We start from the raw sequence: 23,695 nt of genomic DNA, 5'->3' as shown, positions 1-23,695 counted from the left end.
TCTCCCCGCGCGCGCGTTTTGCCGGTATGATGTCCGCCTTCCCGGACACGACACATGCGCATCGGACCCTACACGCTCAAAAACACCTTGTTCGTAGCGCCCATGGCGGGGGTCACGGATCGCCCATTCCGTATCCTGTGCCGGACACTGGGTGCTGGAATGGCGGTCTCGGAGATGGTCACCTCGCAATCGCTGCTGTACGGGTCGGAAAAGACCCGCCGGCGGGCCGATCACGAGGGTGAACCCGAGCCCAAGTCGGTCCAGATCGCCGGCGCCGACCCCGCGCTGCTTGCCTGCGCCGCGCGTCACAACGTCGAAAATGGTGCCCAGATCATCGATATCAACATGGGCTGCCCGGCCAAGAAGGTCTGCAACGTCATGGCCGGCTCCGCGCTCCTGCGCGACCCCGTGCTGGTGGCGCGAGCGCTCACCGCCGTGGTCTCGGCGGTCGACGTACCGGTCACCTTGAAGATCCGCACCGGATGGGATCGGGACCATCGCAACGGCGTCGAGATCGCGCGCCTCGCCGAGTCCTGCGGCGTGGCGCTGCTTGCGGTCCACGGGCGCACGCGCTCGTGCTTCTTCGAGGGCGAGGCCGAGTATGAGACGATCGCCGCCATCAAGTCCGCGATACGCATCCCGGTGATCGCCAACGGCGATATCGACGGCCCCGAAAAGGCGCGCGCGGTACTCGATGCCACCGGCGCCGACGGTCTCATGATCGGGCGCGCCGCCCAGGGGAGACCCTGGATCTTCCGCGAGATCGACCACTACCTGAAGACCGGCGAGCGGCTGGCGCCACCGAGCCGCGCCGAACTGTACGCGATCCTGATGGGCCACCTGGAGACGCTCTATGCATTCTACGGAGAACAGACCGGGGTGCGCGTGGCGCGCAAGCACATCGGCTGGTACAGCAAGGGCCTGCCGGGCGGGGCCGGCTTCCGGCACGCCGTGAACCAGGCGGACTCGATCGAAGACCAAAGACGCCTCCTCGAGGCATTCTTCGGACACGCGCCCGCAGGACTTGCGGCATGAGCGAGGACAGACCGGCGCGGGCCGGACAGGGACCGCTCGCCGGATGTGTGCGCTTGGCCGTGGAACGTTACTTCCAGGACCTGAACGGCCAATGCCCGGGGACGTCTCTGTATGAGACGGTCATAAGCGAGGTCGAGGCCCCGCTCATCGAGACGGTCATGCGTCATGTCGGCCACAACCAGTGTCAGGCGGCCAAGATCCTCGGGATCAACCGCAACACCCTTCGGAAGAAGCTTTTGAGCTATGGGCTCGCCGAACGTCCGGACCCCCTTCCCCCCACACAAGGCAGCGAATTGTCATGAAAAGAGCGCTCATCAGCGTGTCGGATAAGACCGGCATCATCGATCTTGCCCGCGCGCTCCATGAGGCGGGCGTGGAGATCCTTTCGACCGGCGGCACGGCGGCACTCCTGAAGCACTCGGGGGTCCCGGTCATGGAGGTCGCGTCCTACACCGGCTTCCCGGAGATGCTCGACGGACGCCTGAAGACCCTGCACCCGCGCATCCATGGCGGCCTGCTCGGACGGCCGGACCGCCCGGACGACCGCGTGGCCATGCGGGACGCCGGGATCGGCGTCATCGACCTTCTGGTGGTGAACCTCTACCCCTTCGAACGCACCAGCCGCGACGCGCGCGCAAGCTTTGCGGAGGTCGTGGAACAGATCGATATCGGGGGACCGGCGATGCTGCGCTCGGCGGCCAAGAATCACGAGCACGTGCTGCCGGTGGTCGACAGCGCCGACCACGGGATCGTGATCGAGGCCTTGAAAAACCCCGCCAGCATCACCCCGGACGTGCGCCGGCATCTGGCCGCCAAGGTGTTCGCGCACACCGCGCGCTACGACGGTCTCATCGCCCGCTATCTGGCAGGGGAGGCGGAGGCCGCCGAGTCGCTGCCCGAGGTTCTGAACCTCACGTTCGTGAAGCGCTACGCCATGCGGTACGGGGAGAACCCCCACCAACGCGCGGCATTCTACGAGACCCCCGGCGCAAGCCCGGCGTCCATCGCCCACGCCACCAAGATCCAGGGCAAGGACATGTCCTTCAACAACGTCGCCGACGCCGACGCCGCGCTCGAATGCGTGCGCGCGTTCGCGGAACCGGCATGCGTGATCGTAAAGCACGCCAACCCCTGCGGCGCGGCCTTGGGCGAGACCGTGGCCGCCGCCTATGAGCGCGCCTACGCCACCGACCCGACATCGGCCTTCGGCGGCATCATCGCCGTAAACCGCCCGTTGGACGAAACGACCGCCACGCTCATCGTCGGGCGCCAGTTCGTGGAGGTCATCGTCGCCCCGGAGGTGAGCGCGCAAGCGGCGCGGATACTCGCGGGCAAGCCCGGCATCCGGGTATTGGTCGTCAATATGAGCGCGCCCACGCATACCGGCCTCGATTACCGGCGCGTGAGCGGCGGCCTCCTGGTCCAGGACCGCGATATTCCCGAGGCCGAGATCAAGCTCGAGCCCGTCAGCCGCCGGCGGCCGACCCCGGCCGAGACCCGCGATCTCATGTTCGCCTGGCGTATTGCCCAGTTCGTGAAATCCAATGCCATCGTGTTTGCACGCGATAGACGCACGATCGGCATAGGCGCGGGCCAGATGAGCCGCGTCGACAGTGCGCGCGTGGCGGCATGGAAGGCCGAGGAGGCCGGGCTCGACGTCAAGGGCTCGGTGCTCGCCTCGGACGCGTTCTTCCCGTTCCGCGATGGCCTGGACAGCGCCGCGGCCGCCGGCGTGACCGCCGTCATCCAGCCGGGTGGCTCGGTGCGCGATGCCGAGGTCATCGCCTCGGCCTGCGAACACGACATCGCCATGGTCTTCACCGGCCGGCGCCACTTCCGGCACGCCTGATGAAGATCCTGATCGTGGGATCCGGCGGGCGCGAACATGCCCTGGCGTGGAAGGCCGCGCAATCGCCGCTCGCCTCGGAGGTGCTGGTGGCACCCGGTAATGCCGGGACGGCGCGCGAAGCAAAGATCCGTAACTGCCCGGTGGAAGCCACCGACATCACGGCCCTGATCGGGCTCGCGCGCCGCGAACGGGTGGACCTCACCATCGTGGGCCCGGAGGCCCCGCTCGTCGCCGGAATCGTCGATCGCTTCACCGAGGAGGGGCTTGCCTGCCTCGGACCGACCGCCGCCGCCGCCAGACTCGAGGGCTCGAAAAGTTTCGCCAAGGCCTTTCTTGCGCGCCACGGCATACCGACCGCGCGCCACGAGACCTTCACCGATGTGGCCGCCGCCACCCGCTACCTGAAGGACCATCCCGGCGCGCACGTCGTGAAGGCCGATGGCCTGGCCTCAGGCAAGGGCGTGGTGGTGGCGGAGGACCAGGCCACGGCGCTGGCGGCGGCCACCGCGATGCTAAACGGCGAGTTCGGGGAGGCCGGCCGTCGCATCGTCATCGAGGAACGCCTGATCGGCGTGGAGGCGAGCTTCATCGTGCTCGCCGACGGTGAGGACTACGTGGCATTCCCGACCTCGGAAGACCACAAGCGGCGCGACGACGGGGATCGCGGACCCAACACCGGCGGCATGGGTGCATTCTCCCCGGCCTCGGCGGTGAATGCCGCGCTCGAGATCGTGATCCGCCGCGAGATCATAGAGCCGACCCTGCGTGGGCTACGCGCCGACGGCCACCACTACCGCGGGTTCCTCTATGCCGGTCTCATGCTGACCGCAGACGGCCCCAAGGTACTCGAATACAATTGCCGCTTCGGCGACCCCGAGACCCAGCCCATCATGATGCGCCTGCGCTCCGACCTCGTGGCCCTGGCGCACGCCGCGGTGCGCGGCGAACTGGCGGGCGCGACCCTTAAGATCGACCCGCAACCGGCGCTCTGCGTGGTGCTGGCCGCGCCCGGCTATCCGGCGGCCCCGCGCACGGGGGATGCGATCGCGGGCCTCGACGCCGTCGACCCCGATACCAAGGTGTTCCATGCCGGGACCTGCGAGACCGGCGGACAGGTGCGGTCTTGCGGCGGACGGGTACTCGGCGTCACCGGCCTCGGCGCGACCCTGGAGGAGGCGCGCGCGCACGTCTACCACCGCCTCACGACCATCACCCTCGACGGCGCGCTGTACCGGCGCGACATCGGCCGCAGGCCCTATGGGACCCATTCGTGAGCGCGCCGCTTAAGGGGGTCGAGAGCTACCTCACGGACCTGCAGGATCGCATCTGTCTGGCCCTTGCGGGACTCGATGGGGTCCCCGGCGGCTTTCGCGAGGATGAGTGGCAGCGCCCCCAAGGAGGCGGCGGACGCACACGCGTCTTGACCGGCGGCCCGGTCTTCGAACAGGCGGGCGTGAATTTCTCGCACGTCTTCGGGGAGGGCCTGCCGCCGTCGGCGACCAAGGGGCGGCCGGGGCTCGCGGGATCGGCCTTTGAGGCCGTGGGGCTGTCGCTCGTCATTCACCCGCGCAACCCGTATGCGCCCACCACGCACTGCAACCTGCGCTACTTCGAGGCCCGCACCGAGCCTGTCACATGGTGGTTTGGCGGGGGCTTCGACCTCACGCCCTACTACGGCTTCGCGGAGGATGCCCGCCATTGGCACGAGACGGCGCGCGCGGCCTGCGCGGGCTATGACAACGATGCCTATGCGCGCTTCAAGGCGTGGTGCGATGAATACTTTTTCTTAAAGCATCGCAACGAGCCGCGCGGCATCGGGGGACTCTTCTTCGACGATATTCAAGGCGGCGACTTTGCGCGGGATTTTGCATTCGTGAAGAGTGTGGGTGACCACTTCCTTAAGGCCTACCTGCCCATCGTCGAGCGGCGCAAGGATCGTCCCTACGGGGAGCGCGAGCGGGATTTTCAGCTCTATCGGCGCGGGCGCTATGTGGAGTTCAATCTGGTCTATGATCGCGGTACGCTGTTCGGGCTGCAGTCCGGGGGGCGCACGGAGTCGATCCTGATGTCGCTGCCGCCCGAGGTACGCTTTCGCTACGACTGGCACCCATCGCCCGGCAGTCCCGAGGCGGAGCTCTACGATGTCTATCTGAAGCCCCGGGACTGGCTCGCCGGACCGGGCTAAGGCGGACGGCGCGATCCAGGAGGGCACGTGCGCGGTACGACAAGGATCACAGCGGGGGTTCTCGCGCTCCTGATGGCGGCCGGGGGCGCGCAGGCGCGGCCTGCCGACAATACCCGCCTCTGGACCTTTGTGCGGCACACCACCACCATCCGCGAGGGCCGCCACCACGTCCGGCTCTATGTGTTCTTCGACCCCAATTGTCCGTACTGCCACGACCTCTACGAGGCCCTGCAACCAATCATCCGCTCTCAAGGGCTCGGGGTGCGCTTTGTGCCGGTCGGGATCCTCGCGCTATCAAGTTATGGCAAGGCCGCGGCGCTGCTCGAGGCCAGCCGCCCGCAGGCGGCCATGGCGCGCATGGAGGCGGGCTTTCATGGGGGCCGCGGGGCCATACGTCCGCGGCGGGCCACTGCGCCCGTGGCGCGCGCGTTGCTCTACAACGTCCGCCTGTTCGAGGCCGCCGGCGCCCAAGGCGTGCCCTTCCTCGTCTACAAGACACGCGCCGGCCATGTCCATACCGTCACCGGCGACCCGCCGGCGACGGCGCTCGAAGGCATCGTGGCGCGCATCACCGGCCACCCTAGATCGACACCACGAACGGCAACACCGTGAAGGCCAGGCCGCCGATTATGAGCCATACTTCCTGGGAGACGAGCATGGGGAAGATCATGAGCGCTACGCCCGCGAACAAAGCGCTCGCGTGCTGCTGCTTGCGCCCATACACGAAATAGGCGGAACCGATGATGCCGAAGATCAGACCGAGGATTAGATCCATAATGCGCCTCCTCCTTCGCGAGACCCGCTCCTGGCGCGGGGCCGTGGGGCTGCTGGGCTTTCTGCCGAACTTGTGGTCGTCCACGCCGACGCTGCTCGTGCTCCACCATGTCCACGAGGGACAAAACCTGAACTGGACGGTGACCGCCCAGTCGGGCACCTACCAGGCACCGGTAACGGGTCTCACGGTCTCGGGCTGGACGGTGACCCCCGGGGGCCCCGTGAGCGGGGCCCAGCCACCCGATCGCATCGTGCGATTCTACGTGGCCGGGCGCGTGAAGCCCAAACTCCTGTGTCTCGTGGACGTGCGCTACTTCCCGCAAGGCAATGCCTGGGTCCCGTATTATCGCATGGACGAGCATATGTACTTCACGCGCCGCGGGCACCGCTGGGTGCCGCTTACGCTCATGAACGGGGTGCCGGCGCTTGTCACCGCAACCCCCCTGGGCTTTGCCAATGCCGCGGGCTACTACCAGGGCTTTAGCTTCGCGCAGACCACAGGCCCCATCACGCTCACCGGCTGGACCGTGGCGCGCGAGAACGCCGGGGGCTTGCCGGCGCCCTAGGATTCGGGGCGCGGTCGGTACCGGACGCCATCGTACGTCCATGGCGGTCCGCGGACCGCCCGTCAGTCGGCGATTTTCAGCACCTCGGCCAATGTGGCGGCCAGCGCGTCTCGCTTGCTCTTCTCCATCCGCGCCAGGTTCTCCAGCCGCCATTTGACCGCCGGTAACGATTGGACGCCCGGTACACCAAGCAGTTGCCACTCGGGCCTCCCGCGCTGCACTGTCAAAAGAAACTGGCGATGGTTCTCAGGCATGCAGCCCACGATATCACCGATCAGGTCCTCGCGGGCCTGCATGAGCTCTTCGGCGGTTACCGGCTCATCGGTCATCCCGCGAAATCCCCGCTCGAACTCCTGAACAATATCCAGACGCGTCGGATGCAGTACCTCCGCGAACGGACGATTGTGACTTAGCAGGTACACGATGAAGGCCTTGCGCAGATGATCATCGATACCCTCGCTTGCGAGCAGGCCGCGCACATCGAACAGATCGCGCGGGTGTTGGCGGTCAAGGGCAGCAACGAGCTTTCCGGCAAAGAGGTCGGGTAGCGACACCACTTGGATTTCGGCAAAGCCAAATTCCTCCTCGACGCGGGCCGTAACGGTGCGATTTTGGGGCTGGTATACGCAACCCCGCAGGACGGGCGTAACTTCGATCTTTATCTGAACGCCGCCAAGCCGTATGGCGAGCTTGGTGATGCCCGCTTCGTTCCGGGGGCTGGCCGCATTGACGTGGGCCTGCGGAAACGCGGCCTCAATGCGCCGCGCGATAGCCTTGAGTACCGCGTCAATGGTGGCCAACGAGGAGCCGCGATCAGCCACGGGCAGATAGGTCAGGTCGATATCCACAGAGAGGCGCGGCATATCCCTGACGAACAGATTGAGCGCCGTTCCCCCCTTGAGCGCGAGACATTCTTCCGGGGCCACGAAGGGAATGGTTCGGATCAGGAGCGCCGCTTGCTGGCGGTAGATATTATCCAGCGGCATCGAGGTTTTCGGGAACAGTGATGTGAAACTTGGCATCGAGCCTGCCACCCCGCACCAGCATGCGCTTGCCGCGGCCGAGATCGACGCCCCTGCGGTCAAGTCGTTTCAGCCAGGCATGCTCATGCCTCTCGGCGAACCATAAGAACAGACGCTTGACCTTCACGCTATGACAGGCGACGAGCAGCTCATGGAGTCGCCGCGGGCTCAGGTTGTGCAACCCTTCCATAAGCACGTCCGCCTGGTGAAAGGTTTCGCGCTGGGGAACGCCGTCGAGCAACTCAAGAATGGCCCGCTCCGGGGTCGATAGCACGAGCGGCCAGTCCCAATGGCCCCACGTCTCGCAGATGAGCCCACTTTGACGCAAATCCGCGTCATGCTTCCAATCGCACAGGCGAGCGCCAATCACGGCCTCGCCGGGCGTGATCAGTTTGTTTCCAAAAAGCCTTCCGGCGTTATGAAAAACAAAGCTGGCCGCCAACCCAAGCTTGCCGACCCACGCGGGTGGGGGCGCGTCACCGTAGAGATGGATCTCGCGCGGGCCGGAAGCACCAAGATAATGAGCGAGGCCCTGCAACTCGAGCGCCGTGCGGCCACCCACGACCAAAGGTCGCTCCAGCAGCGTCTGGAGCGAGATGACGACGTTCTGCCAATGAAGGGCCGGTTCCTCTCCGGAAGCCATGAGGCGTGCCGGTGGACGAAGATACGCCCCACGCGCCACGGAATCGAGCCAACCGCGCGCAACGTATTTGCTGCGCAACGCCCTCGAGTACCCGCGGGCCTCCAGCCAGCCCGCATCGACCACCAACCCTTCGGGGAGGTTTCGCTGAAGCCAGTTTAGCTTTGTCTCGTTTTGTCGACTCATGGTGTGCGTAATATCACATACACAAACTACAGGCAAATACCCTTCTGGGTCGTGCTCATACCGGACGACCTCGGTTCGGGCCCCCTGTTGAGCGGCGCGATCATCGACCACGAGCGCACCTTTGCCGGAACCGCTGGTCGCCCCCATCCCGCGCGCCCTGCGGGGGATTACGAAGGGGTCTGTCCGGCCCCCCAGCAGCGCCGGTAACGGGTCTCACGGTCTCGGGCTGGACGGTGACCCCCGGGGGGCCCGTGAGCGGGGCCCAGCCACCCGATCGCATCGTGCGATTCTACGTGGCCGGGCGCGTGAAGCCCAAACTCCTGTGTCTCGTGGACGTGCGCTACTTCCCGCAAGGCAATGCCTGGGCCCGTGAGCGGGGCCCAGCCACCCGATCGCATCGTGCGATTCTACGTGGCCGGGCGCGTGAAGCCCAAACTCCTGTGTCTCGTGGACGTGCGCTACTTCCCGCAAGGCAATGCCTGGGTCCCGTATTATCGCATGGACGAGCATATGTACTTCACGCGCCGCGGGCACCGCTGGGTGCCGCTTACGCTCATGAACGGGGTGCCGGCGCTTGTCACCGCAACCCCCCTGGGCTTTGCCAATGCCGCGGGCTACTACCAGGGCTTTAGCTTCGCGCAGACCACAGGCCCCATCACGCTCACCGGCTGGACCGTGGCGCGCGAGAACGCCGGGGGCTTGCCGGCGCCCTAGGATTCGGGATGCCGCGGGCTACTACCAGGGCTTTAGCTTCGCGCAGACCACAGGCCCCATCACGCTCACCGGCTGGACCGTGGCGCGCGAGAACGCCGGGGGCTTGCCGGCGCCCTAGGATTCGGGCACGACGAGGAGCGGAAAGACCGCCCCTTCGTCATTGTCACGGGCATCGCCGCGCGCGTATGCTGCGGCATACGCTGAGAGGCGAGGCCATGGACATCACGACCGACAAACGATCGGCACCGGAAGGGCGTCACCCGGCCGCCGACATCCGCGCACAGGCCCAAAAGCGGGCCGCGTCCATGCGCGAAATGGCGTTGCGCGTGCTCGTCCCTCCGCTCGTGCGACGTCTGGACGCCCGGCGGATCTGGCTGTTCGGGTCGGTGGCGCGAGGCGTGCCATCGAAGGATTCCGACCTCGACGTGCTCGTGGAAGTCGGGGAGAACGCCGCGGGCTTGCCGTTCAAGGAGCGCGTGGCGGCGGCCTACGACGTGGTCGCCGACGCGCCCTTGGCGTTTGGCTGTGACGTCATCCCCTGGACCACCGCGGAGCTCGCCGCGAAGCACCGGGCAGGCGGGCCGTTTTTCCGGACCCTCTGGGGAGAGCGGGAGCTGCTTTATGAGCGTGGACGCTGATCTCGCGCAGGCTATGCGCTGGTTCAACACGGCGCGTGGTGATCTTGATACCGCCCGTGCGCTCCTCGGGCTCAAGCGCTACGCGCCGGCGTGTTTCCATGCCCAGCAAGCCGCCGAGAAGGCCTTCAAGGGCCTCTTGGTGGCCACCGGCAGGCTCCCCAAGACCCACTCGATCGCCCAACTCTTGCGAGAACTCCCCGAAGACCCGGAGAGGCACCCGCGGCTCGTATTGGCGGCGCGACTCGACAAGCTCTACATCGCCACGCGCTATCCCGATGCGCTGCCGGAGGGCACCGACATCGCCGAGGCCTATGACGCCAAAGACGCGCAAGAGGCGATCGCCGTGGCCGAAGGGACCCTTGCGCTGCTCCAGCAATGGGGCGGTGAGCTCGGAGTGCCGACATCATAGCCCATAACGTGAGGCCCGGGCATGATGGGCCCCGGCGGGCCCGATAGTGAGGCCACGGGCCTGCCCCGGACGCCATCCCCTATAACCCCGCTCCGGGCCCCGACCCCGATCGGGGACGAGACCCGGGGGCGGGCCCTGCTTAGAACTTGGTGCTGAGCGAGACCTCGAACGAGCGCGGGGCACCCGGCTCCCCGAGGAGTTGGCCCGCCACGCCATAGTAGCCGCCACTGCTGACGTACTCGTAGGCGTTATACTGCTTGTTCAAGAGGTTGTAGACCCCGAAACTGACGTCCACGCGATGCACGTGGGCGCCGAGATCGCTACGTCCCACGGCCACCTTGAGCGACGCATTCCAGATCCCGAAGGCCGGCAGCTTCTGCCGGGTCGGCGCGTTGGTGTTGTTGTTGTAGATGTCCTGCGGCCCGGTGTATTGCCACCAGATGCTCGGCGTGTACACGACGCCGTGGTTGTACATCTCATAGAACATCCCGACATTGGCGGTCTGCGCCGGGACATTGGAGACCGGCAGACCATCATACGACCCGCCGCTCGGCGTCGTGTACCGGGAATAGGTGGCGCGCTCGAAACTCAGGTTGGCAAACACATGGAGGGTGTAGATCGGGTTGTCTTCGGCGTAGATGTTGACGCCGTTGAAACGCGACGAGCCTGATGCGAACAGACTATAGAGATGGCTCACCACCGGGATCGGTATGATCTCGTTGGTGTCGTCGAGGTTGTAGTAGTTGGCACCGAACGCGGCATCGTTCAAGAGCCCGTCGTGGCGTATGAAACCCTTCACGCCCACCTGATACTGCGCGGATTTTTGCGGGGCAAGCGAACTCGCCAATAGATGAGCGTAGGTGCCGGTCGCACCCGCCGGGGCCTTATAGGCGGTGGAGTAGTTGGCATACAACGCCAGGACCTTCGTGGCCTGCCAGTTGACCCCTATGGACGGCTCGAGCTCGCTGAAGGTGGTTGACGAATTCGGGGCATTGTTTCCGCCGGTGCCGTCGCCGTTCGTGCCGATGTTGTTCGCGAAGTTGATCGGGAACATGGACGAGGCGTTATTGACGAAATTGGTCTGGAAACTCACGACGCGGATGCCGGGCGTTATGCGCAGCGACTTCAGCGGCTGGATGTCGTCCTGGATGAAGGCCGCGAGGTCGGTCATATACATGTACGAGTCGTGATAATGACTCGGGAGCGACAGGCTGTAGTTGACGGGCTGGCCGTTGACCGTGGCATTGCTGCCGGCATTGGGCCCATAGGCATACTGCGCGGGCAGCGCGGCATTATAGAACTCGAGCAGCGAGGCGTACTTGCTGTTCAGGTAATAACCCCCCACCGAAACATTGTTATACGGCGCGCGGATATTGAAGTAGAGCTTGTCGCCGAAGGTGTCACTGGTCGTGTAGTAATACTGATTCAGGACGTTGTTATTGTTGCCGTAGTTGTCGTAGTGCAGGTGCTGGCGCTGGCCGTAGCGGTACCACATCAGGTTGTGCATCGTGATGTTGCCGGCAATCCGATCGACGAACCGCGAGTACAGCAACTCGGTGCTGACCACACTCTGCTTCCAGTATTCGGAATAGGGCAGGGTGGTATAGAACCCTGTGGTCTGCTGGCTATAGAGGGGTCCGGGATTGACCGCGCCCGTGGAGGGGTTCACGCCGTTGACCGTGACATTGGCATTGGGGCCCACGGGGATTGGCAACGGCCGATAGGATTCCGAGCGCGCGTCGTAGGCGCCGAAGCTCACGTGCCCGCCATGGAAGGTCTTGCGGAACTTGGCGTAGTAGGCATGGTTTTTCGAGGGATTGTTGAACCCGTAGCCATGCAGATAGTTGCCATCGGCGCGCGTCACGCCTCCGGCGACAACCCCCGACCAGCCATCCCCCATCTTGCCCGTTTGGACGTTGAAGTATCCGCCATAGGTGCTGAAGCTGCCGGCAAACGTCCCGAGGGTGGCGCTTGCCCGTTTCGACGGTTCGAGTGGCGCGAAATTGATCGACCCCCCGATGTTGTTATACCAGCGGTTCACCGCATAGCCCGGGCCATAGGTCACGGACATCGCCTGTATCAGCGATAACTGCGGGACCTCCGAGGCCTGCCACACCGTATAGGCGGGATCAACCATGGGGACGCCGTCGAAGGTCACCATGACCGTACCGTCATTGGCGTTACCGGCGATGTTGCCCCATCCGGTCTTCATGCCGTTGATGCTGATGCTAGAGCGCGGGGCGCCACTCACGCCCTCGCTCGCGACATTGACACCGGGGGCGACGGACAGCGCCTGCGCACCGCCGTTGGCCGGCCCGGCGAGGCTCATCTGCTTCTTGCCGATGACCTTGATGGACTGGGTGGATTTGAAGATCTGTTTCTTGGTAGGGGTCCCCTCGAGGGTATTGAGGGCCTGCGAGTTGGCGGACACATGGCCGACATTGACATAGGACGAACCCGAGGAAGCGGTGGCGGCATTGGCGCCACCGACGGTAGCGGCCCGGGCAGCACCGGTGGCGCACAGCAGAGAGGCCACGAGCAGCCGCAACGGCGGGCAAGCAGCGCGGGCCGCGCGTGATCGGGGGTGACGTGCCAACATGAGTAATCCTCCTGAGGTTAAAGGCAAGTGAGTGGGTCTATCCATGACGTGCCATAGCGACCGCCGGTGTCATCGGCAGCTCCAATAGGGTGTAGCGGTATCCGAGACAATGGACGGTCTCGATGCAATCCGGGGCACCGGCATCGCGCAAGAGCTTTCGCAGCCGCGAGACGCATACAGCGAGCGCGGCGGGTGTCATCGGGCGGATACCGCTGATACCCGAGCACAGCCGCTCGGTCGTGAGCAGCCTGCCGGGGCTACGGGTGAGTTCATGCAAGACGCTGAAATGGCGCGGCGACAGGACGAGCGGCCTATCCCCCACCCGCACCTGGGTGGTGCGCGGGTCGAGCCAGAGACCATTGGCATCGGCGGCCGTCCTCGGTTCTTTGGGGACGGGGCTATTGATGATCCGGGACAGGCCCTGGATCAACGCCTGTGTGTCGATCGGCGCGGGGACAAAGAGCGTGGCGCCGGCAGCGAGCGCATCCGCCTCCCGTCGAGGCGGGCCCAAAAGCACGAAGGACAAGGGATTCGAGGTTTGGCCCGGGGACCTGCCGGCCACGGAGGCGATGCGATCCGTGACCACGACGCGGGCATCGAGCGCGCGTGCGGCCCGATCGACATAGCGTAGCCGTGGTACACGATGGCATGTCCAACCGGCGCCCGTGATGGCATGCACGCAAGGCAGGGCCATCGGGTTGGCGACGCAAAGCAGCACCGCCGGCGGCCTGGGGGCGCTACGGAATTTCTTCTGGATCGCGGATATCGCCAGCTTCAGCTGGCAAACCGCAGTGTGCACGAATAGCGGCAGGAGACACATGTCTCGAGACCCTTGGCAATGACATCTTTAAAAGAAGCGCGAGGGGTTTTTCTTATGGAGTCGGTCTTGGCCCCTGCGACCACGGCAAGCAGAAGTGTATGTGGGCAATATGACGATTCTGTAAAAGAATCCTTTCACCGGCGCGGGAGGCCGGTCGAGCCGGCCGGCGCGGGCCTGCTTGGGGCCATGCGATGATCGCGCGCGGCCGCCTTTTGGGGTGGGGGCTCACACCCCAAGCCGGGCCTTGATACCGCTTCATCAAGAGGGCGGGGCTGCTGCCATTCAGGCCCGGGGCGACCAGCGCCGGACTTCCGGCGCCCGTCTATCGGGCGGCACGGCCGGGGTCATGGGCAGGCGGGGCGCGGCCGCACGCCGCCGGGCACCCTGTCGCATGGTACCGGTTGGCAACGACGATGCGTGCGGCGGGCCCTTCGGCACCATCAACGGAAATCCCGGATCCGCCGACGCTCCGGGGGTACGCCGCCCGCGGCATGGGACCGGCCTACTAAAAGCTAAAATCCGCGCGCGAGCAGGGTGAGAAGGAACTCCACGGCCTCGAAGTGCCGAAGCGCCTCGGAGACCGTTTGACCCCACGCCGTCACACCGTGATCGCGCACGATGAGCGCCGGCAGGGGGTGCGGGTGGTCGCGCAGAAAGGTCTCGACGGCCTGCCCTATGGACGCCACGTCCGGGTGGTTGGCAAAGACCGGCAGGGCGGTGGGCGTGCCATCGTCCCACACCCCCAGGGCCTTGATCATCTCCACGCGCGGCAGGACCACGGGGTCGCGTCCGCGGCTTGCGAGCACGGCCTCCACGGAGTGGCCATGCAGGCACGCGGCGGCCGACTCCTGGGTGTCATAGACCGCCCGGTGGATGGCGGTCTCGGCGGAGGGCTTGCGCCCGGCGCCGCCCTCCAGCACCCGGCCGTCGGCGACCGCGATGCGCAGAAAGTCATCGGCCGTGAGTTCGCCCTTGCAGAGGCCGCTTGCCGTGATCCAGAACGACCGGTCGTCGGCGCGCGCGCTCAGGTTCCCGGCGGTCGCCCACATCCAGCCGCGCTCATAGAAAAGCCGTCCTATGGCGACCAGCCGGGGTCTCGGATCAGTGACCTCGTTCACAATCCAGCGTCCATCGCGGCAAAGAAGGCCTCGACCGCGGCCTTGGGCCCGGTGGCGGCATCGAAGATCGCGGATCCGGCGTTGATGACGAGATCGCGGCCGTAGTCAGCAAGGAGCGCCGGCACGACCGCGGGCTTGATGCCGGCCGACGGCCCGGGGAACACCGCGGGCCAGGGGCCGTCGCGATCGGCGAGCGCCGCGATCACCCGCGCCTCGTCCGCGGCCGAGAACGGCAGCGACCCAAAACGCGCCGGGTGGAGCACAATATCGGCCCCGGCACGGCGCATGAGCCGCCCCAGGACCAAGGCGTAATCGATGCCGTGGTCGGGGGCCAGGGCCAGGGCGCCCGCGAGTGCCGGGTGGGCGATGATGGGCACGCCGATCGCGGGGTCGCGGGCCAAGGCCTCGAGCATGGGGTAGCCGTAGACCAGCACGTTCAGCAGCAGGGCGTTGGCGCCTTCGGCGACCAGGGCGCGGGCGGTGGCGAGCAGGGTGTCGGCACGCCCGGTGACGTTGACCGCGTACAGGAGGTCGCGTCCGCGGCGATCGCGGATCGTCTCGATCACGGGGCGGCAAGCACGCAGACGTTCGAGGGTGGGTGCTTGCGCGAGATTGCCGAGTATCTCGTCATCCTTGACAAGATCGAGTTCGGTATCGGCGACTGCACGCAGGAGGGTCGCGTGATCGGCCGCGGTGAGTCCCAGGGCCGGCTTGAAGATCGCCATGAGCAGCGGCCGACCGGCGACACCCACGCGTGCGCGCAGCCCGGCTATACCGAAACGCGGAAGGGTCCCGAAATCCGGGGGCAGGCGCAGGTCCACGAGTCGCGCGGGCCCGGCCAGGCTGTACTTTCCGAACACCATGGTAAGCAGCGTACCGATGTCGCGTTCGGTGTTGGCGGCGGGGAACGCCACCGAGGCCCGCGTCCCGTCGCCATCGGCGCGCACCTCGAGCACCTCGCCGCGACAGGCGGCAAGCGCCTGCTCACGCCCGGTGAAGCGCGCGTCGGCGCTACCCAGGGTCTGGCCTATGGCAATGATCTCAGCCTGGCGCGCGGCATCGATCCCGGGTGGGAAACGATAGGTCGCTATGACCAGGGAATCTGGCGAAGCGGCGGGGGTCACGCCAGCGCGACGGGCGTAGGCGTGTACACCGGCACCCAGCCCGCCTTGTCGGTGAAGTAGCGTACCGCCTTGATGCGCGGGGCATCACCCATCACAAACCAATGCTCGGCGCGCGCCGGGACATTGATATAGTCCCCGGCCTCCACCCTCAGGAGCATCTGCGCGCCGCTCTCGGTGACGAACCCGAAATATCCCGCGCCCGCCAGGACATAACGCACCTCGTCGTCGTCGTGGTAATGCATGGCGGAGAACTTGGCGAGCGCCTCACCAAGGCCCGGCAGCTCCTCGTGCAAGACGATGAGGTCGCGGGCCTGATAGCCCGATTCGGCCCGCAGGGCCTCGAAGCGGTGCTCAACCAAGCCCAGAAGCTCATCCTTTTCCAGGTCGGTGAGCACCTGCGCGGTCAACAGCTCGCGGGCGCGCGCGCCTTCGGGCAGGGGCCAGTGGCGCAGCGTCACACCCAACGGCGCCAGATGCGCGGCGATGCGCTCGGGCCCCGTGACCCGCGATCCATCCTGCAAACGAAGCTCTGCCATGAGGGTTCCTTGTCGCTAACCGAGGACCGGCTTCTCGGGGGTCTTGAGACCGCGCGGCCGCACTGGCTCCGCGGGCCGGGTCTCGGCAGGCCGGGAAGGGGCCGGTTTGGGGGCCGGAGAGGCCGCTTGCGCGGGACGTTGCGGAGCGCGCGCCTGCTCGCGGGGTCGCCCGGACGAATGGCGATGGGCGCGATCGCGCGGGGCGGACTCGCCACGTGATCGTGCATGATGGCCGACGCGCTCGCGCGGGGGCTTGTGGGCCGGGCGCCTCAGGGAGACGATCAGGTCGTCCGTGACGCGCTCCACCGGGATCTTGTGACCGATATAGGCCTCGATATCCATGAGCGAGAAGGCGTACTCGTCGCACGCCAGGCTCACCGCCTCGCCGGCGGCCCCGGCGCGCGCCGTCCGCCCTATGCGATGCACATAATCCTCGGCGTCCTGCGGGAGATCGTAATTGAAGACGTGGCTCACATCCGGTATGTGCAGACCGCGCGCCGCCACGTCGGTGGCCACCAGGACCGGAAAATGCCCCCCCTGGAAATCCGCGAGCAGACTCTGACGTTTTTGCTGCGGGACATCCCCGGAAAGCACCGCGGCCCCGAAATCATTGGCAGCGAGCCACCCCTGCACGCGCTCGGCGGCATGCTTGGTATTCGTGAACACCAGCGCCCGCGACACCTGCTCGCTACGCAGAAGCCCGACCAATACCGGAAGCTTCTCCTCCTGCCCCACGTGATAGAGCCGCTCGCGCACGCGCTCGGCGGTGATCTTTTCCGCCTCGATGCGCACGAGCTCGGGGTTATTCATGTGCTCGTAGGCAAGCTCCATGACGCGATAGGACAATGTCGCCGAAAACAGCAGGCTCAGGCGCTTGTCGACCGGCGGCATGCGATGCAAGAGGTAGCGGATGTCCTTGATGAAGCCGAGATCGAACATGCGGTCGGCCTCGTCCAGGACCATCACCTCCAGCGCGCGCAGATCAAAGACGTGCTGCTTGAAATAGTCGATGAGGCGTCCCGGGGTGCCGATGAGGATATCGACGCCCTCCTCGATGGCCTTGCGCTGGCTCTCGTAACCGGTCCCGCCATAGGCGAGCTGGACACTCTGGGCGCATCCTTGACCCAGCACCAGGGCATCCTTGTGGATCTGGATGGCCAGTTCGCGCGTGGGCGCGAGGATCAGGGCGCGCGGCTGGTTCGGCCGTCGATCCGGAGGCGGCGACACCGTCAGGAGGCGGTTGAAGACCGCCAGAAGAAAGGCCGCGGTCTTGCCGGTCCCGGTCTGGGCCTGCCCGGCCACGTCGTGGCCCGCGAGCGCCTTGGGCAAGGTGGCGGCCTGGATGGGTGTGCAGTGGGTGAACCCGGCGCCGAGGACTCCGGCGAGGAGTGGTTCCGGCAACCCGAGGCCGGAAAACGCTTGCTGGGTAAGGTGAGTATCATTCATTAGTGACCTAGCATAACAAATGGCGGGGGCCGGGGAAACCAGGGGCGCTCTTGCCAAGTTCCGCCCGTTCCGTCCACAATACCCCTACTGCGACGTATTCCTCTCAACCGAGATCCCAAAAACAAACCGACCAACCGAGACCCCGACAATGAGCCAAGGCATCATCTATGTAACGGACGACACCTTTCAGGAGGCCGTGTTGAATGCGCCCGGCCCCGTGTTAGTGGATTACTGGGCCGAGTGGTGCGGGCCGTGCAAGATGATCGCCCCGGTCTTGGAGGAGGTCGCGCGCGATTACAAGGACAAACTCACGGTCGCCAAGTTGAACATCGACGAAAATCCCGCAACCCCCCCGAAATACGGCATCCGCGGCATCCCGACCCTGATGCTCTTCAAAAACGGCGGGGTGGAGGCCACCAAGGTGGGGGCTATGTCGAAATCGCAACTGTCGGCCTTCTTGGACGACAATCTGTAGCGTGAACACCTCGGCCGCACGCGGTACTGGACGGCGGGCGGCCGAGGTGCTAAGGTTCCGGGCCAGGAAGCGCGGTTCCCCTGCTTTCTCTTTATCTCAACCCCTTTTCTGATCAGGTCGCGGATTCATCCGCCACTTTCACGCCTGACGGTTTCTCAAAAAGATGACAATGCACCTTTCCGAACTGAAACGTAAACCCGCCACCGAGTTGGTGGAAATGGCGGTGGCCCTCGATCTCGAGGGCGGCAGTCGCCTGCGCAAGCAAGACCTCATATTCGCGATCCTGAAGGCCCAGGCCAAAAAGGGCGAGGATATCGTGGGCGAGGGGGTCGTCGAGATCCTCCAGGGCGGCAGTCGCCTGCGCAAGCAAGACCTCATATTCGCGATCCTGAAGGCCCAGGCCAAAAAGGGCGAGGATATCGTGGGCGAGGGGGTCGTCGAGATCCTCCAGGATGGCTTTGGTTTCCTGCGCTCGTCGGACAGCTCCTATCTCGCGGGCCCCGATGACATCTACGTCAGCCCGAGCCAGATCCGCCGCTTCAACCTGCGGACCGGTGACACGGTGACGGGCAACATCCGGCCGCCCAAGGAATCCGAACGCTATTTCGCGCTCCTCAAGGTCGAAAACATCAATTTCCAGTCACCCGAGGAGGCACGCAACAAGGTCCTCTTCGAAAACCTGACACCGCTCCACCCCCTGAACCGCCTCAAGCTCGAACAAGCGAACTCATCGACCGAAAACCTGACTTCGCGTGTCATCGATCTCATATCGCCGATCGGCAAGGGCCAACGCGGGCTCATCGTCTCGTCGCCGAAGAGCGGCAAGACCGTGATGCTCCAGCAGATCGCGCATTCGATCACCGCCAACCATCCGGAATGCGTGCTGATCGTGCTTTTGATCGACGAGCGCCCGGAAGAGGTGACGGAAATGACCCGGTCGGTGCGCGGGGAGGTGATCTCCTCGACCTTCGACGAGCCGGCGACCCGCCATGTGCAGGTCGCGGAGATGGTCATCGAAAAGGCCAAGCGTCTCGTGGAGCACAAGCGCGATGTGGTCATTCTGCTCGACTCGATCACGCGCCTGGCGCGCGCCTATAACACCGTCGTGCCGGCCTCCGGCAAGGTACTGACGGGCGGTGTCGACGCCAATGCCCTACAGCGCCCCAAGCGCTTTTTCGGCGCGGCGCGCAATATCGAGGAGGGCGGCAGCCTGACGATCCTTGCCACCACGCTCGTCGAGACCGGTTCCAAAATGGACGATGTCATCTACGAGGAGTTCAAGGGCACGGGCAACATGGAGATCCATCTCGACCGGCGTCTGGCCGAGAAGCGCGTCTACCCGGCCATCAACATCAATCGCTCCGGGACACGGCGCGAGGAACTGTTGATCGATCCGGGCGAGCTCCAGAAACTCTGGATCCTGCGCAAGCTCCTGCACCCAATGGATGATCTCGAGGGATCCGAGTTCCTGCTCGACAAGCTCAAGGCGACCAAGAACAACGCCGAGTTCTTCGATTCGATGCGACGCTAAGCGGAGGCCGTCTTCTTGCGCGCGACGGTCACCCCGTCGCGCACCGTAAGGAGCACGGCATCCATCCCCGGATCGTTCTGGACCTTGCGGTTGAAGGCGGCGATGCCGAGATCGGCGGGGGTGCTGGGCGCGAGCACCCGGCCCGACCACAGGGTGTTGTCGGCGACGAACAGCCCGCCCGGCCGCAGCAAGGGCAGGGCGCGATCATAGTAGATCGGGTAGTTTTCCTTGTCGGCATCGAGAAACACGAGATCGAAGACCTGTCCGCGCAGGGCCTCGAGGGTGTCGAGCGCGAGGCCCGCGCGGATGCGGATCTTGCGGCCGTAGGGGGTACGATCAAAGAACCGTTGGGCGATGGCGATGGCCTCGGGGTCCTTCTCGCAGGACAGCACCTCGCCGTCGGCGGGCAGGGCACTGGCCATGGCCAGTGCCGAATAGCCGGTGAAAAGGCCGATCTCCAGGACCCGGCGCGCCGGGCAGAGCAGGACGAGCAGGCGCAGGAGCGCGGCCTCGATCGGCCCGCTCAGCATCGCCGCATCGGGGCGATGCGCGTGGGTGTAGTGCTCGATCTCGGCGAGCGCCTCCGGCAGGGCCGTGATGTGGGCGCGGGCGTAATCCTCGAGCGTCTTGTCGATGAGCCTTTCCATAGCGGCCACCAGTCTAACGCGTTTGCGCAACGGGGCGGAGAGACCTCTCGCCCCCGTTGCGGAGCCGTTCCTTTCAGTTCAGTATGAGCCGGTCCAGGCGGCAATGCCAGGCCGCGAACAGGCGACACTTTGGTGAGGAGGTTTACGGTATGTCCATGGCGGATCGTGACGGGGTGATCTGGTATGACGGCAAGTTCGTGCCCTGGCGGGACGCGAATACGCATGTGCTGACCCATACCCTGCATTACGGCATGGGTGTGTTCGAGGGCGTGCGCGCCTATCCGACAAGCACCGGACCCGCGGTATTCCGGCTCGATGCCCACGTCGACCGCCTGTTCCGCTCGGCGCACATCATGGGCATGGACATGCCTTATGACAAGGAGACGGTGCGCCAGGCGATCCTCGCATCGGTGCGCGAGAACGGTCTCGAATCGGCCTACATCCGGCCCATGGCGTTCTACGGCTCCGAGGGCATGGGGCTTAGGGCCGACAAGCTCAAGGTGCATCTGATCGTGGCCGCCTGGGCGTGGGGCGCCTATCTCGGCGACGAGGCCCTGGAGCGCGGCATACGCATCAAGACCTCCTCGTTCAACCGCCATCATGTGAACGTCACCTTGTGCAAGGCCAAGACCAACGGCAGTTACATGAATTCCATGCTCGCCCTGCGCGAGGCCCAGCAATGCGGTTGTGACGAGGCCCTGCTACTCGACACCGAGGGCTATGTGGCCGAGGGCAGCGGCGAGAACATCTTCATCGTGCGTAACGGCGTGTTGCTGACGCCGGAGCTGACCGCGGCACTCGAAGGCATCACGCGCGAGACGATCATGGAGCTCGCGGGCGAGATCGGGGTGCCGGTGCGCGAGAAGCGCATCACCCGCGATGAGGTCTATATCGCCGACGAGGCGTTCTTCTCGGGGACCGCGGCCGAGATCACGCCGATCCGCGAGCTCGACTTCCGCCCCATAGGCCCGGGGCACCGCGGACCGATCACAGAAAAGCTCCAGACCCTCTATTTCGAGCAGGTCCACGGGCGACGCAAGAGCCATCCCGAATGGGTGACCCCGGTGGGCGAGGCGATGGCAGCGCCGCGCTCGCAGAAGGCCTGACATGGACAAGGAACAGCTGGCGCCGGCCCCGACGGCGCGGGCCATGCGCGTCGAGGTCACGCACGCCGACCTCCCGCTGCACTGCCCGATGCCTGCCATGAGCCTCTGGAACTCGCATCCGCGGGTGTTCCTGCCGATCGATGTGAGCGGCGAGGAGCGCTGCCCTTACTGCGGAACGGTCTATGTCCTCACCGACATGAAGGAACTCCCGGACGGGCGATGAGCGCCACGCGGGCGCTGATCGTGGGGCCAGCCTGGGTGGGCGATATGGTCATGGCCCATAGCCTGTTCCAGCTCCTGAAGGCGCGCGATCCCGATCGCGCCCTGGACCTCATAGCCCCCCCGGCGACCCTGCCGCTCGCCGCGCGCATGCCCGAGATCGCCGACACCATCGCGCTCGCCATCCCGCACGGCCGGCTCGCCCTGCGCGAACGGTTGCAGCTCGGTCGCAGGCTGCGGGAACGCCATTACGCGCAGGCCTATATCCTGCCGCGGTCCTACAAGTCCGCGCTGCCGGCGTGGGCGAGCGGCGCGACGCGGCGCACAGGTTATCTTGGCGAGGCCCGCTACGGGCTCGTCAACGACATTCGCCGCGAACCCGCGGGCAGCAAGTTGAAGACCGTCGAGCGCTTCCTGCTCCTGGGGCTCGAGCCCGGCGAGCCCTTGCCAGAGATCCCGGCCCCGCGCCTTCGCGCCGACCCGGAAGCGGGAAGGCGGTGCGCCGAACGCTTCGGGATCGATCTTACGGCGCCACTCCTCGCGCTCTGCCCCGGGGCAGAATACGGTCCCGCGAAGCGCTGGCCCGCCCGCCATTTCGCGCGGCTTGCACGGACGTACCATGATCGCGGATGGCGCGTCCTCGCACTCGGCGGCCCACGCGATCAGGAGATCGCCAGGGCCATAGGCACGCTGTCTGAAGGCGCGTGCGCCAACCTGACCGGGCAGACCACCCTACTCGAGGCCGTGGACCTCTTGGCCCTGGCCACTGCGGTCGTCAGCAACGACTCGGGCCTTATGCACGTCGCGGCCAGCCTCCATAAACCCATGGCGGCGGTCTTTGGATCCTCGGATCCCCGCCACACCCCGCCCTTGGACGACCGCGCGGTCACGGTCACCCTGGGCCTTGAATGCAGTCCCTGCTTTGCCCGCACCTGCCCCTTGGGTCACCTGCGCTGCCTCGAGGATCTCACACCAGAGCGCGTGGAAGAGGCCCTGGAAGTGACAATGGAGGCCCCGCGGGCGACCGTTCGAATCGACTCTCAGCGAAGGCCATCGCCGCCTTCGCCCTGACGGGCAACCCCCGCGCGCGGCGGCACCGAGACGCCCCCATGTTATAATACGTCCATGGAAAAGGATCGACCGCACGATGAGGCCCCGACCGGTTTGCCGGACACCGCGGCCTATCTCGACGACCCCAGAGCTCGAAGGAATCGGCTGTTCGAGGGCTGGCGGGAAGCTATGGTCGCGAAGGACGAGGCACGGCTTCAACGTCATAGGGAGCGTCTGCGCGCCGCCGTGAACCAAGGTCGCGGTGAGAACCAGTCTCCCCCTTATGAGCGAGCCGACTAAGCCCACCCTTCTCGTGATTGCCGGGCCCAACGGGTCTGGAAAGACCACCGTGACGCAGCGCATGGTCGATCTGTCGTGGTTTCGGGATCTGTGTCTCGTGGACCCGGATGCCATTACGGCCTCGCTTCCCGGCGGCTTTCGTGCCCATACAAACGCGCCGCGAGCAGCCCTTGCGGCCGGCAGGCGGCGATACCAGGCGCTTGCGGCCGGTCAGGTTATCGTCTGCAAAACCGTGTTCGCCGCGCACGCTGACCCAGCCCGCTTTGTGCGGGCGGCGCGCGATAAGGGCTGTCGCACCCACCTCCTCTTCGTCGCGACCCGGGATCCGGCCATCAACGCCTATCGGGTCGCGCGGCGCTACATGGAGGGAGGCCATGCGATCCCCGTGGATACCATCGTCGATCGCTATTACCGGTCCATGATGAATCTATCGCGATCACTTGCTGACTTCGATCTCGTACACATTCTCGACAACTCGGTCGATGCGCGAGCGCCCGCCCTCGAATGCGTGGCAGATAACACCGCAAGACGCCTCTGGCTCGCGGACTCGGTGGAAGACTGGGTGCACGTTGCGACGGCGAGCGTAGCGACCGTTCGTAGACCCCAGCGCGCTGGGGCCCCGACCTTGCCGCCGTATTTCTCACCATGATCGTGGCGGGCGTCGATCAATGCCTGGCTTGGCCTCCCGCCGGGCCAATCAAAGCCC

General features: G+C 65.8%; 26 protein-coding genes and 2 pseudogenes. 18 read left to right on the top strand and 10 right to left on the bottom strand.

What is annotated here, in order from left to right; translation table 11 throughout:
• The first annotated feature begins 54 nt into the window (after positions 1–54).
• Genes dusB through C4901_RS00490 form a run of 6 tightly spaced genes read left to right on the top strand, consistent with a single transcriptional unit; the run spans position 55 to position 5,681 of the window.
• A complete protein-coding gene (gene dusB / locus C4901_RS00515; RefSeq protein WP_110135649.1) occupies positions 55–1,035 on the top strand; it encodes a tRNA dihydrouridine synthase DusB in 981 nt (326 codons plus the stop codon).
• On the top strand, positions 1,032–1,337 hold the full coding sequence (locus tag C4901_RS00510; RefSeq protein ID WP_110135648.1) for a helix-turn-helix domain-containing protein: 306 nt from the start codon (positions 1,032–1,034) through the stop codon (positions 1,335–1,337). The genes dusB and C4901_RS00510 overlap by 4 nt, the downstream gene beginning before the upstream one ends.
• The gene (purH, locus tag C4901_RS00505; protein WP_110135647.1) at positions 1,334–2,884 is read left to right on the top strand and encodes a bifunctional phosphoribosylaminoimidazolecarboxamide formyltransferase/IMP cyclohydrolase; all 1,551 of its coding nucleotides are present in this window, start codon (positions 1,334–1,336) and stop codon (positions 2,882–2,884) included. Before C4901_RS00510 ends, purH begins: the two co-directional genes overlap by 4 nt.
• On the top strand, positions 2,884–4,158 hold the full coding sequence (gene purD / locus C4901_RS00500) for a phosphoribosylamine--glycine ligase (RefSeq protein WP_110135646.1): 1,275 nt from the start codon (positions 2,884–2,886) through the stop codon (positions 4,156–4,158). Before purH ends, purD begins: the two co-directional genes overlap by 1 nt.
• The gene (gene hemF, locus C4901_RS00495; protein ID WP_110135645.1) at positions 4,155–5,069 is read left to right on the top strand and encodes an oxygen-dependent coproporphyrinogen oxidase; all 915 of its coding nucleotides are present in this window, start codon (positions 4,155–4,157) and stop codon (positions 5,067–5,069) included. The genes purD and hemF overlap by 4 nt, the downstream gene beginning before the upstream one ends.
• A gap of 27 nt (positions 5,070–5,096) precedes the next feature.
• Entirely contained in the window at positions 5,097–5,681 is a 585-nt protein-coding gene (locus C4901_RS00490) for a thioredoxin fold domain-containing protein (RefSeq protein WP_145960570.1), read from the top strand.
• Here C4901_RS00490 and C4901_RS00485 read toward each other — a convergent pair.
• Positions 5,650–5,844: an amino acid transport protein gene (locus C4901_RS00485; RefSeq protein WP_110135643.1), complete on the bottom strand. Its 195-nt coding sequence runs from the start codon at positions 5,842–5,844 to the stop codon at positions 5,650–5,652. The two genes, C4901_RS00490 and C4901_RS00485, sit on opposite strands and share 32 nt — an antisense overlap.
• Before the next feature lies 1 nt (position 5,845).
• Between C4901_RS00485 and C4901_RS00480 the strand changes: the two genes are divergently transcribed.
• Entirely contained in the window at positions 5,846–6,409 is a 564-nt protein-coding gene (locus C4901_RS00480) for a hypothetical protein (RefSeq protein WP_110135642.1), read from the top strand.
• 62 nt (positions 6,410–6,471) lie between these two features.
• Here the strand turns inward: C4901_RS00480 and C4901_RS00475 are convergent, their stop codons facing one another.
• Together C4901_RS00475 and C4901_RS00470 are read right to left on the bottom strand one after the other, a co-directional pair.
• A complete protein-coding gene (locus C4901_RS00475; protein WP_110135641.1) occupies positions 6,472–7,395 on the bottom strand; it encodes a nucleotidyl transferase AbiEii/AbiGii toxin family protein in 924 nt (307 codons plus the stop codon).
• Positions 7,382–8,257, bottom strand: coding sequence for a type IV toxin-antitoxin system AbiEi family antitoxin domain-containing protein (locus C4901_RS00470; protein ID WP_110135640.1), 876 nt, complete (start codon positions 8,255–8,257; stop codon positions 7,382–7,384). The genes C4901_RS00475 and C4901_RS00470 overlap by 14 nt, the downstream gene beginning before the upstream one ends.
• A gap of 369 nt (positions 8,258–8,626) precedes the next feature.
• On the opposite strand from C4901_RS00470, the gene C4901_RS00465 reads away from it, so the two are divergent.
• The 3 genes from C4901_RS00465 to C4901_RS00455 all read left to right on the top strand — a co-directional run bounded on the left by C4901_RS00465 (position 8,627) and on the right by C4901_RS00455 (position 10,018).
• Positions 8,627–8,971 carry a hypothetical protein gene (locus C4901_RS00465; RefSeq protein ID WP_110135639.1) on the top strand — a complete coding sequence of 115 codons (345 nt, stop codon included), beginning with the start codon at positions 8,627–8,629 and terminating at the stop codon, positions 8,969–8,971.
• 215 nt (positions 8,972–9,186) lie between these two features.
• The gene (locus C4901_RS00460; RefSeq protein WP_168185456.1) at positions 9,187–9,609 is read left to right on the top strand and encodes a nucleotidyltransferase domain-containing protein; all 423 of its coding nucleotides are present in this window, start codon (positions 9,187–9,189) and stop codon (positions 9,607–9,609) included.
• Entirely contained in the window at positions 9,593–10,018 is a 426-nt protein-coding gene (locus tag C4901_RS00455; protein ID WP_205736108.1) for a HEPN domain-containing protein, read from the top strand. Before C4901_RS00460 ends, C4901_RS00455 begins: the two co-directional genes overlap by 17 nt.
• Before the next feature lie 139 nt (positions 10,019–10,157).
• On the opposite strand, the gene C4901_RS00450 is transcribed toward C4901_RS00455, so the two are convergent.
• From C4901_RS00450 to C4901_RS00425, 6 genes are all read right to left on the bottom strand, one after another.
• Complete coding sequence (locus C4901_RS00450; RefSeq protein WP_110135637.1) at positions 10,158–12,617, bottom strand: TonB-dependent receptor; 2,460 nt, start codon at positions 12,615–12,617, stop codon at positions 10,158–10,160.
• 37 nt (positions 12,618–12,654) lie between these two features.
• Positions 12,655–13,437, bottom strand: a complete 783-nt coding sequence (locus C4901_RS00445) for a winged helix-turn-helix domain-containing protein (RefSeq protein WP_110135636.1) — start codon at positions 13,435–13,437, stop codon at positions 12,655–12,657.
• Between the two features lie 512 nt (positions 13,438–13,949).
• Positions 13,950–14,555, bottom strand: a complete 606-nt coding sequence (gene mtnB, locus C4901_RS00440; protein ID WP_205736107.1) for a methylthioribulose 1-phosphate dehydratase — start codon at positions 14,553–14,555, stop codon at positions 13,950–13,952.
• Entirely contained in the window at positions 14,552–15,679 is a 1,128-nt protein-coding gene (locus tag C4901_RS00435) for a RuBisCO large subunit C-terminal-like domain-containing protein (protein ID WP_205736106.1), read from the bottom strand. The genes mtnB and C4901_RS00435 overlap by 4 nt, the downstream gene beginning before the upstream one ends.
• On the bottom strand, positions 15,676–16,215 hold the full coding sequence (locus C4901_RS00430) for an acireductone dioxygenase (protein WP_110135635.1): 540 nt from the start codon (positions 16,213–16,215) through the stop codon (positions 15,676–15,678). The genes C4901_RS00435 and C4901_RS00430 overlap by 4 nt, the downstream gene beginning before the upstream one ends.
• Before the next feature lie 15 nt (positions 16,216–16,230).
• Complete coding sequence (locus C4901_RS00425) at positions 16,231–17,661, bottom strand: DEAD/DEAH box helicase (RefSeq protein ID WP_110135634.1); 1,431 nt, start codon at positions 17,659–17,661, stop codon at positions 16,231–16,233.
• Between the two features lie 148 nt (positions 17,662–17,809).
• On the opposite strand from C4901_RS00425, the gene trxA reads away from it, so the two are divergent.
• The 3 genes and pseudogenes from trxA to rho all read left to right on the top strand — a co-directional run.
• Complete coding sequence (gene trxA / locus C4901_RS00420; RefSeq protein ID WP_065969782.1) at positions 17,810–18,136, top strand: thioredoxin TrxA; 327 nt, start codon at positions 17,810–17,812, stop codon at positions 18,134–18,136.
• A 163-nt stretch (positions 18,137–18,299) separates the two neighbouring features.
• A pseudogene (locus tag C4901_RS19030) lies at positions 18,300–18,386 on the top strand (hypothetical protein); the annotation flags it as partial.
• A 102-nt stretch (positions 18,387–18,488) separates the two neighbouring features.
• Positions 18,489–19,667: pseudogene (rho, locus tag C4901_RS00415) on the top strand (transcription termination factor Rho); the annotation flags it as partial.
• Here rho and C4901_RS00410 read toward each other — a convergent pair.
• Positions 19,664–20,314: an O-methyltransferase gene (locus C4901_RS00410; RefSeq protein ID WP_110135633.1), complete on the bottom strand. Its 651-nt coding sequence runs from the start codon at positions 20,312–20,314 to the stop codon at positions 19,664–19,666. The pseudogene rho and the gene C4901_RS00410 sit on opposite strands and share 4 nt — an antisense overlap.
• Before the next feature lie 149 nt (positions 20,315–20,463).
• Between C4901_RS00410 and C4901_RS00405 the strand changes: the two genes are divergently transcribed.
• Genes C4901_RS00405 through C4901_RS00390 form a run of 5 tightly spaced genes read left to right on the top strand, consistent with a single transcriptional unit; the run spans position 20,464 to position 23,638 of the window.
• The gene (locus C4901_RS00405) at positions 20,464–21,420 is read left to right on the top strand and encodes a branched-chain amino acid transaminase (protein WP_110135632.1); all 957 of its coding nucleotides are present in this window, start codon (positions 20,464–20,466) and stop codon (positions 21,418–21,420) included.
• Between the two features lies 1 nt (position 21,421).
• A complete protein-coding gene (locus C4901_RS00400; protein WP_110135631.1) occupies positions 21,422–21,643 on the top strand; it encodes a zinc-finger domain-containing protein in 222 nt (73 codons plus the stop codon).
• Positions 21,640–22,710, top strand: a complete 1,071-nt coding sequence (gene waaF, locus C4901_RS00395) for a lipopolysaccharide heptosyltransferase II (RefSeq protein WP_110135630.1) — start codon at positions 21,640–21,642, stop codon at positions 22,708–22,710. The genes C4901_RS00400 and waaF overlap by 4 nt, the downstream gene beginning before the upstream one ends.
• A gap of 54 nt (positions 22,711–22,764) precedes the next feature.
• Positions 22,765–22,989: a hypothetical protein gene (locus C4901_RS17205; RefSeq protein WP_145960569.1), complete on the top strand. Its 225-nt coding sequence runs from the start codon at positions 22,765–22,767 to the stop codon at positions 22,987–22,989.
• Entirely contained in the window at positions 22,973–23,638 is a 666-nt protein-coding gene (locus C4901_RS00390; RefSeq protein ID WP_110135629.1) for a zeta toxin family protein, read from the top strand. Before C4901_RS17205 ends, C4901_RS00390 begins: the two co-directional genes overlap by 17 nt.
• The last annotated feature ends 57 nt before the right edge of the window (positions 23,639–23,695 follow it).

It is taken from the genome of Acidiferrobacter sp. SPIII_3 (assembly GCF_003184265.1).
In the GTDB taxonomy this organism is placed as follows: domain Bacteria; phylum Pseudomonadota; class Gammaproteobacteria; order Acidiferrobacterales; family Acidiferrobacteraceae; genus Acidiferrobacter.
Note: the sequence above shows the minus strand (reverse complement) of the source record. Positions and strands in the feature narration are given on the sequence as shown.

Coding starts and splice junctions, on each gene's coding strand:
- C4901_RS00410 (WP_110135633.1), bottom strand. CDS start 20,314: ATGGAAAGGCTCATCGACAAGACGCTCGAGGATTACGCCCGCGCCCAC.
- C4901_RS00460 (WP_168185456.1), top strand. CDS start 9,187: ATGGACATCACGACCGACAAACGATCGGCACCGGAAGGGCGTCACCCG.
- waaF (WP_110135630.1), top strand. CDS start 21,640: ATGAGCGCCACGCGGGCGCTGATCGTGGGGCCAGCCTGGGTGGGCGAT.
- C4901_RS00450 (WP_110135637.1), bottom strand. CDS start 12,617: ATGTTGGCACGTCACCCCCGATCACGCGCGGCCCGCGCTGCTTGCCCG.
- C4901_RS00400 (WP_110135631.1), top strand. CDS start 21,422: ATGGACAAGGAACAGCTGGCGCCGGCCCCGACGGCGCGGGCCATGCGC.
- purH (WP_110135647.1), top strand. CDS start 1,334: ATGAAAAGAGCGCTCATCAGCGTGTCGGATAAGACCGGCATCATCGAT.
- trxA (WP_065969782.1), top strand. CDS start 17,810: ATGAGCCAAGGCATCATCTATGTAACGGACGACACCTTTCAGGAGGCC.
- C4901_RS00405 (WP_110135632.1), top strand. CDS start 20,464: ATGTCCATGGCGGATCGTGACGGGGTGATCTGGTATGACGGCAAGTTC.
- C4901_RS00480 (WP_110135642.1), top strand. CDS start 5,846: ATGCGCCTCCTCCTTCGCGAGACCCGCTCCTGGCGCGGGGCCGTGGGG.
- C4901_RS00455 (WP_205736108.1), top strand. CDS start 9,593: ATGAGCGTGGACGCTGATCTCGCGCAGGCTATGCGCTGGTTCAACACG.
- C4901_RS00425 (WP_110135634.1), bottom strand. CDS start 17,661: ATGAATGATACTCACCTTACCCAGCAAGCGTTTTCCGGCCTCGGGTTG.
- purD (WP_110135646.1), top strand. CDS start 2,884: ATGAAGATCCTGATCGTGGGATCCGGCGGGCGCGAACATGCCCTGGCG.
- dusB (WP_110135649.1), top strand. CDS start 55: ATGCGCATCGGACCCTACACGCTCAAAAACACCTTGTTCGTAGCGCCC.
- C4901_RS00470 (WP_110135640.1), bottom strand. CDS start 8,257: ATGAGTCGACAAAACGAGACAAAGCTAAACTGGCTTCAGCGAAACCTC.
- C4901_RS00510 (WP_110135648.1), top strand. CDS start 1,032: ATGAGCGAGGACAGACCGGCGCGGGCCGGACAGGGACCGCTCGCCGGA.
- C4901_RS00430 (WP_110135635.1), bottom strand. CDS start 16,215: ATGGCAGAGCTTCGTTTGCAGGATGGATCGCGGGTCACGGGGCCCGAG.
- C4901_RS17205 (WP_145960569.1), top strand. CDS start 22,765: ATGGAAAAGGATCGACCGCACGATGAGGCCCCGACCGGTTTGCCGGAC.
- C4901_RS00390 (WP_110135629.1), top strand. CDS start 22,973: ATGAGCGAGCCGACTAAGCCCACCCTTCTCGTGATTGCCGGGCCCAAC.
- C4901_RS00445 (WP_110135636.1), bottom strand. CDS start 13,437: ATGTGTCTCCTGCCGCTATTCGTGCACACTGCGGTTTGCCAGCTGAAG.
- C4901_RS00485 (WP_110135643.1), bottom strand. CDS start 5,844: ATGGATCTAATCCTCGGTCTGATCTTCGGCATCATCGGTTCCGCCTAT.
- C4901_RS00475 (WP_110135641.1), bottom strand. CDS start 7,395: ATGCCGCTGGATAATATCTACCGCCAGCAAGCGGCGCTCCTGATCCGA.